At 35.5% G+C, this 7,028-nt stretch carries 9 protein-coding genes and 1 pseudogene; 4 read left to right on the forward strand and 6 right to left on the reverse strand.

What is annotated here, in order from left to right; translation table 11 throughout:
* Nucleotides 1–1,410, forward strand: a 1,410-nt coding sequence (locus tag LACDD01_RS01370; RefSeq protein ID WP_061412910.1) for a flavocytochrome c, incomplete at its 5' end; no start/stop codon positions are given.
* A gap of 52 nt (nucleotides 1,411–1,462) precedes the next feature.
* Here LACDD01_RS01370 and LACDD01_RS01375 read toward each other — a convergent pair.
* The 5 genes and pseudogenes from LACDD01_RS01375 to LACDD01_RS01395 all read right to left on the reverse strand — a co-directional run bounded on the left by LACDD01_RS01375 (nucleotide 1,463) and on the right by LACDD01_RS01395 (nucleotide 4,137).
* Entirely contained in the window at nucleotides 1,463–2,410 is a 948-nt protein-coding gene (locus tag LACDD01_RS01375; RefSeq protein WP_061412913.1) for a magnesium transporter CorA family protein, read from the reverse strand.
* A gap of 114 nt (nucleotides 2,411–2,524) precedes the next feature.
* Nucleotides 2,525–3,082, reverse strand: coding sequence for an Asp23/Gls24 family envelope stress response protein (locus tag LACDD01_RS01380; protein WP_061412916.1), 558 nt, complete (start codon nucleotides 3,080–3,082; stop codon nucleotides 2,525–2,527).
* Nucleotides 3,083–3,103: 21 nt separating this feature from the next.
* Nucleotides 3,104–3,292, reverse strand: a complete 189-nt coding sequence (locus tag LACDD01_RS01385) for a DUF2273 domain-containing protein (RefSeq protein ID WP_014024981.1) — start codon at nucleotides 3,290–3,292, stop codon at nucleotides 3,104–3,106.
* A gap of 9 nt (nucleotides 3,293–3,301) precedes the next feature.
* Nucleotides 3,302–3,862, reverse strand: coding sequence for an alkaline shock response membrane anchor protein AmaP (gene amaP, locus LACDD01_RS01390; RefSeq protein WP_061412919.1), 561 nt, complete (start codon nucleotides 3,860–3,862; stop codon nucleotides 3,302–3,304).
* Between the two features lie 33 nt (nucleotides 3,863–3,895).
* Nucleotides 3,896–4,137: pseudogene (locus LACDD01_RS01395) on the reverse strand (GlsB/YeaQ/YmgE family stress response membrane protein).
* A gap of 277 nt (nucleotides 4,138–4,414) precedes the next feature.
* On the opposite strand from LACDD01_RS01395, the gene LACDD01_RS01400 reads away from it, so the two are divergent.
* The 3 genes from LACDD01_RS01400 to LACDD01_RS01410 all read left to right on the forward strand — a co-directional run bounded on the left by LACDD01_RS01400 (nucleotide 4,415) and on the right by LACDD01_RS01410 (nucleotide 6,615).
* Nucleotides 4,415–5,353, forward strand: coding sequence for a N(5)-(carboxyethyl)ornithine synthase (locus tag LACDD01_RS01400; RefSeq protein ID WP_061412922.1), 939 nt, complete (start codon nucleotides 4,415–4,417; stop codon nucleotides 5,351–5,353).
* Nucleotides 5,354–5,496: 143 nt separating this feature from the next.
* A complete protein-coding gene (locus LACDD01_RS01405) occupies nucleotides 5,497–5,739 on the forward strand; it encodes a GlsB/YeaQ/YmgE family stress response membrane protein (protein WP_014024978.1) in 243 nt (80 codons plus the stop codon).
* 153 nt (nucleotides 5,740–5,892) lie between these two features.
* Nucleotides 5,893–6,615 carry a class I SAM-dependent methyltransferase gene (locus tag LACDD01_RS01410; protein WP_061412925.1) on the forward strand — a complete coding sequence of 241 codons (723 nt, stop codon included), beginning with the start codon at nucleotides 5,893–5,895 and terminating at the stop codon, nucleotides 6,613–6,615.
* A 192-nt stretch (nucleotides 6,616–6,807) separates the two neighbouring features.
* Here the strand turns inward: LACDD01_RS01410 and LACDD01_RS01415 are convergent.
* A partial coding sequence (locus LACDD01_RS01415; RefSeq protein ID WP_156468506.1) for a YetF domain-containing protein occupies nucleotides 6,808–7,028 on the reverse strand: 221 nt, incomplete at its 5' end.

The following is a 7,028-nucleotide window of genomic DNA, read 5'->3' on the forward strand; positions in this document are numbered from 1 at the left end:
AGTTCATCAGAAAAGACTGATGCTAAAACAGGCGCCAGCAAAACTATGACTTATGCAGAACCATCAAGCTTGAAAAAAAGCTATGATGTCATCATCGTTGGTTCTGGTGGTGCAGGGATGACCGCAGCTATCGAGGCGAAGGATGCGGGAATGAATCCTGTTATTCTTGAGAAAATGCCGATGGCTGGCGGAAACACTTCCAAAGCATCTGCTGGATTGAACGCTTCGGAAACATCTGTCGAAAAAGCACAAGGTGTTACAGACTCAAATGATAAATTTTATGAAGAAACACTTAAAGGTGGTGGAGGAACAAATGATAAAGAACTCCTTCGTTACTTTGTCGATCATTCTGCAGCAGCAGTAGATTGGTTAGCACAGAATGATATAGTCCTTGATAATTTAACGACTACAGGTGGGATGAGTGTTTCTAGAACACACCGTCCACATGATGGTTCAGCTGTCGGAGCTTATCTTGTTAAAGGATTAGAAGAAAATATATCTAAACGTGATATTCCAGTTTTTGTTAATAGTGATGTGACAAAAATAAATGAAAAAGACGGAAAAGTCTCAGGTGTCGAAGTTAAAATCGAAGGTGAAACAAAACAAGTTGACTCAAAAGCTGTCGTTGTAACAACAGGTGGATTTGGGGCCAATCAGAAAATGATTGCTAAATATCGTCCTGACTTGAAAGACTATGTCACCACTAATGCAGCTGGTTCTACTGGGGATGGGATTGAAATGATTTCCGCTCTTGGAGGTGCTTTGGTTGATATGGATAAAATTCAAATTCACCCTACTGTTTTCCAAAAAACAGGATATCTTGTATCTGAGTCAATTCGTGGTGAGGGAGCTATTCTCGTAAACAAAGAAGGTAATCGTTTCTTTAATGAAATGGATACACGTGATAAAGTTTCCGCAGCGGAGCTCAAACAAGATGGCAAATATGCCTATGCCATTTTTGGTGAAGGAACAAAGGATAAAGTTAAAGCTGTAGATCAATATATTTCTAAAAATATGGTTGTTGAGGCAGATAATGTTGAGGAACTTGCGAAAAAACTTGATATAAAACCAGAAGAACTTAAAGCAACAGTGACTAAATGGAACAAAGCAGTGGCCGATAAAAAGGATTCAGAATTTGGACGTACAACAGGGATGACCAATGATATTTCTGGAAAGGTTTATGCTATTAAAGTTGCACCAGGAATTCATCACACTATGGCTGGTGTCAAAATTAATACACAAACACAAGTTCTAAAAGAAGATGGTCAACCAATAAAAGGTTTATATGCCGCTGGTGAAGTTACAGGTGGTTTGCACGGTGGTAATCGTATCGGAGGAAATGCAGTCGCTGATATCATTATCTTTGGACGTCAAGCTGGCCAAGAATCTGCAAAATATGCAAAAGCTTAATAAATATTTTCACTTGAAATAAAAAACATCCTAAAGTTGGATGTTTTTCTTTTTATAAAAGTTTTATTTTTCTCAACCAATACCAGACACCACCACTAAGGGCGAGCGAAATCGCCAAAACCAATAGGAAACCAAAGGAGAATTCTTCAAAGGGAAGTTTAAGATTTATGCCCCAAAAGCCATAAATCATGGTTGGTATAGTCAAAACGATAGAAATTTCGGTGAGAGTTTTCATTATGGTATTGAGACGGAAGGAACTTAGATTGTTGACCATTGTATCTAAGCTAGCAAGATATTTATTATAGGCTTGAGTAAGCTTTTTTAAACTGTCTAAATTTTCCTCAAGTTTTATAATGCCGCTATGTCCATTTTCGTCTAAATTCAAAGTATTTTTTTCACGCTTAAAAAATTCTATTATTTTGTCATCACTATCATAGGTTAGGGATAAACTGATTAAATATTTTTTGAGTTGAAGTAATTGACTGAAGAGTGAGCGTGTAGGACCATTATCATTAATCGAGGTCTCTAGTTTTATAATTTCATCCCTAATTTTTTGCGCATCTGCGGTCATTTTAGCAAGAGCTGCATTAATCAAGTCAACCAAAATTTCTTCGGTTTTTAATTCCTTCTGGCAGTCTTTAAGGAATTCTAAGACGAAGTCTTCTTTATCTTCAGTAATAATCATTACTGAATGTTCAAGCTTTAAAATAAGTAGAGAGTCAACCATATGCTCAAATTCAGCTTCCTCCCTCTCTCTTGGATAGAGAAGAAGTAAAGTGATATATCCATTTCCATTCTCTCCCTTATTAAAGAAATAGTTAGCCTCTTTTTTATCATAAAACAAAGAAGAGAGATCCTGTTGATATTGATTATTTAGATGTTTGAAAAATTGACGGTCAGGTTGATAAAAGTAAAATAAGGTATTATCCTCTTCACTTTCAAGGGGAGCTATTTTAGAAGCAGCAACTTCTAAAGCTTTAAGGATTTTATATTTAAACATTGACTTTCCTCCAAAAAGAGTCACTTCCAAAAGTAAAATAAGATATGATAGCCAAAAGGCCCCTATCATAGAGGCCAACTTAGAAGTTAGATTTTAAGAAAGAAGCGGAAATGCTTACTCTACTCTCCCATTTTCAGGCGTTATGTCGTCAACTTTATCTTTTACTTTATCGACTTGTTTTGAGGTAAATTTTCCTGTCGTTTGCGCTGCGTCAACCACACGATCTTGGACAGTTACTTCGTCATCTTTTTGTTGTTCTTTTGTCTTAATGTCTGTAACTGTTACATTAACTTCTACAACATCTAGGTCCGTCATGTTTGCAACTTCTTTACGGATAACATCCTTGATGCGGTTATAAATTTCTGGAACATTTTTACGGTATTCTGTGATAACTTTCAAATCTACTGCAACTTGTGTTTTGCCCACTTCAACATCAACTCCAGAAGTTACGTCATCCGTATTTACAAGTTTTCCAGTTAAGTTAGAGAAGAAGCCACCTTCAACAGCCAGTAAGCCATCCACGGTTTCTAAAGCTAATCCTACAATTTTTTGGACTACTTTGTCTTCGTAAGTTAATTCTCCTTTGATATCCTGAGTATTTTCGTGATTCTTAGAAGCAGTATGCTCAGTTTCGGCCATTGTTCCAAAGGGTTTCATGTTTTCTTGTACCATTTAATTCTCCTTATTTTTAAGTTATTTCCGATTTTTTAAGTGTTCAATGATTCCAGTCTTTTGTAGAAATAAGCCCGCTATTACACCAAAGCCAATTAATATCAACAGTAGAACCATTTTCCAAAAACCAATAGTGAAGATGGCAATGGCAGCTATACCACCGATAATGCCACCAATAATTGGATATCGATATCTTTCCAGATAATCCATTGACACCTCCTATACAACGCGAGAGCGTTTATTGTTTGTTTCTTTATTTAATGCATTTACTTCAACTTTTATTTTTACAGGTTGATCTACACCAAAGAAAAGTTTTAAGCTATCAATAATCTCTTGTTCGAGCAATCGTGATTTTTCAGCAATTTCGACCCGAGGAATGATTTCCCCCTTCACATCAATGTTTATTTTCTTTTTATAGAGTGTAACATTAATGCGCGGAGATTTGAGAAAGTCATTTTCGAGAATTTTCTCACGGACAAGTCCTTCAATAGCTGAACGTTTTAAAGTGAGTTTTCCACCATGAGTAGGTAGTTCAATATCAATATAGGTACGAGGATAAAATGCGATGATGAGTAAGGCAATTATTAAAATAACAGCCAAGATAGCATTTCCCCAGAATAGATAGACAGGTACGTATTCACCGATATAGACGACTTGACTTGAAGCACTTGTCATATCGCCATACTCCACTAAATTGTAGTAATCCCAAGCTGAAGGAACTACAACAGAAAGTAGGAGGAGATCAAATACGATGAGAATAAATTTCTTTCCAGATGACACAAGGCCTCCTTTCTAGATGCTTTAACGAAAAAATTAATGACTCATTTTTGATAAAACAAAGGATACAACGGCTACCACAATAACGGCACCGATGATTGAGGGAATCAAAGCCATACCGGCCAATGAAGGCCCCCAGCTTCCGAGGAGGGCTTGACCCCCACAGCAGAACCGACTAAACCGGCTAAGATGTTGGCAATCCAGCCCATGGAGCCTCCTTTAGTGATGACTCCTGCAATTAAGCCAATGATGGCTCCGACAATAAGTGACCAAATCATAAAATACCTCTTTTCTAGTATGTGCTGACATACATTTCTATTCTTAAACTAACACATCTGGAAAGCGGATTCAAATGATTGGTTTATTATTTTTTCATTATTCCAAAAAAATAAGAGCTTAGATTGCACATATATCTGACTTATGGAGTAATATTCCGAAAATTCAGAAAGATATTGATAGGATTTAAAAAATAAAAGTGATAGAATAATGAAAGGGGATACAAAATTGGTAAATAATACAATTTGTATCTCAAAAAATAGAAAGAAGGAGAAAATTATGATTTTAGGTTTTATTAAGGCAAATTTCCCAGGAGAACGTCGTGTTCCACTATTACCACAAGACATTACAGATTTTGATAATCAATTGCTGATTGAAACTGGATTTGGAGAGTTTTTAGATATTGAAGATGTTGAATATGAAAAAGCAGGGTGTAAAATCCTTTCAAGAGAAGAAGTCTTCAAACAGTCTGAAGCGATTTTTTCATTGAAACTTATCCAGCCAAGTGACTATGACTATATTAAAAAGGGCCAAATCATCATCGGTTGGACCCATCCTTATGGCTCTGGTAAGTCTTTCATGAAAGAACAAGCCATTCCTAAAGAGCTTATTGTTGTTGATTTAGATAATAATTTCCCTGCTATTTATTATAAGGATAAAGTCATCGAAACACAGATACCATCAGGCATTATGGAACGTAATAGTTTTTTTGCTGGTTATGCTGGTACTTTAGATGCTCTGCTGAAGTTTGGCATTTTACCAGATGAAAGCACTAGCATAGCAGTTCTTGGCTCAGGAAATGTCTCACAAGGCGCCTTTCATGCAGTTTCAAAATTTTCTTCAAATGTAAAAATGTTCTACCGACGGACACTTCCGGTTTTTAAGGAAACTTTTAGCGCTTACGATATTATCATCAATGGTATCGAAGTTGGAGCGAGTAATGCCCCCGTTTTATCCTTAGAGGATCAAAAACAACTGAAGAGAGGAAGTTTCATCATAGATACGGCAGCTGATGCGGGGAATACTATTGAAGGGAACCATTTCACAACAATGAAGGACTCAATCTATAAAGAAAAAGGCATTTATTACTATTGTGTCCCTAATACACCATCTATGGCTTATCGTAATGTTAGTCCAATGCTAAGTAAACAATTGAGTAAATACATTTTTAAAGAAAATGTTGAAATCTTTAAAGAAGCACTGAAACAGAGTAAATAATTAGTGACATAATATAACAATGTAACCTCTAGCTTAAGCTTACCTAAAAATAATAAACAAGTTGTTTGCTTGAATATTATGATTTTGTTAGAATGAAATTGTTATGAAATTATAATATTATTTTAAAGGAAAGAGGTATTTTTATGATTTGGTCACTTATTGTTGGTGCAATTATTGGGGTGATAGCAGGAGCAATCACAAGTAAAGGTAAATCTATGGGATGGATTGCTAATATCTTAGCCGGTTTAGTTGGTTCTGCTGTGGGTCAAGCCCTTCTCGGAAGCTGGGGTCCTTCATTGGCCGGTATGGCTTTGATTCCCTCAATCATCGGTGCCGTTATTGTGGTAGCCGTTGTATCATTCTTCTTGGGTAAAACAAAAGATTAATACAATTCTTATAAAAAATCACTCTTTGGGTGGTTTTTTTCTATGATTAAACAGGCAGATATAGTACAATAATTCTAAAATGTTTTAGAATTAACAAGAAAATCAAGAACAACTTGTATAAGCAAGAAATGCATATCAGGAGGAAAAAGGAAATTGACTGAAGAAGAACAAGAGCTCGTCTATTTTTGGGATGGTTTTGCTGAAGAATATGAAGAAATACAACAGGAATCGCCTTTCCCGATTGCTCAAGAATTAGGAAAGTTCCTTGTACAAGAGAAAATTCTACCTTGTCAAACACTTTTAGATATTGCAGGAGGAAGCGGGCGTTACTTGTCCGTATTTCAGGACCAAGTTAAGAAATATACTTTAGCAGATATTTCACCAAAGATGTTAGAACTGGCAAGAGAGAAAAGAAAATCAGAGCATGTCGATTTCCTTAGGATTAGCCAAGAGGCACTGATTAAAACAAATAAAAAATTTCAAGTTGTTTTTTCCGCAATGAATCCTGCTTTGAATCGTCCTGAAAAGATAAAAGAATTGTGGCAACTCAGTCAAAAGTGGTGCCTTATCTTCCGATTGGTTAAGGATGAAGATAGCTTATTTTCTCCTTATAATCAGGAAGTGAACCCAGAGTTAAAATGGATGGCAGACTACAAAAACTTTCTTCAAAAAGAGAAGCAAGAATTTTTTGTGCAACAATTTACTTTTGAAAAAACAGAAATGATTTCAAAATCCTTTTTCCACGCGTATTTTGAGGATGAATGCAGTAAACGGGAGTTGGAACGCCGTATAAACGAGCATTTTGGAGTGCAAGAATTATGCAAAAATTACCACAAAGTTGTTTACGAACTGATTTACATTCCATGTGACAAATAGTGACGATAAAGCATAATGCCTTGTACTATATTCATGATTTATGCCTAAGTCGAAAGAAAAACTAAACGCGATTCAAAAAAAGTATAAGTAAAATCCCAAGAAAATTATTATTTTCTTGGGCTTTTGTTTTACATTACTGGAAAAGAAAAATAAATAAATTTATTCATTATCCTTTTTTAATATGAGTGGCGTTTAATCATGATAGCCGTAGAGTTTTAATTCGCCCGAAATATATTCTCCTAGATAGACTTCAGTAATTTTATGAAAGCCGTTTTCAACGATTTTAGTTTCGAGCCACTCTTCGTTTTTATTTATAATGTCTAAAACATCATAGTTGGCTTGTCCGTCTACAATGATCGGGTATTTAATGTTTTCTCCTCCAAATTCGATAATTGTTAATTGACCATTTTGCT

Origin of the sequence: Lactococcus sp. DD01, assembly GCF_001578715.1 — a bacterium.
Taxonomy (GTDB): domain Bacteria; phylum Bacillota; class Bacilli; order Lactobacillales; family Streptococcaceae; genus Lactococcus; species Lactococcus petauri.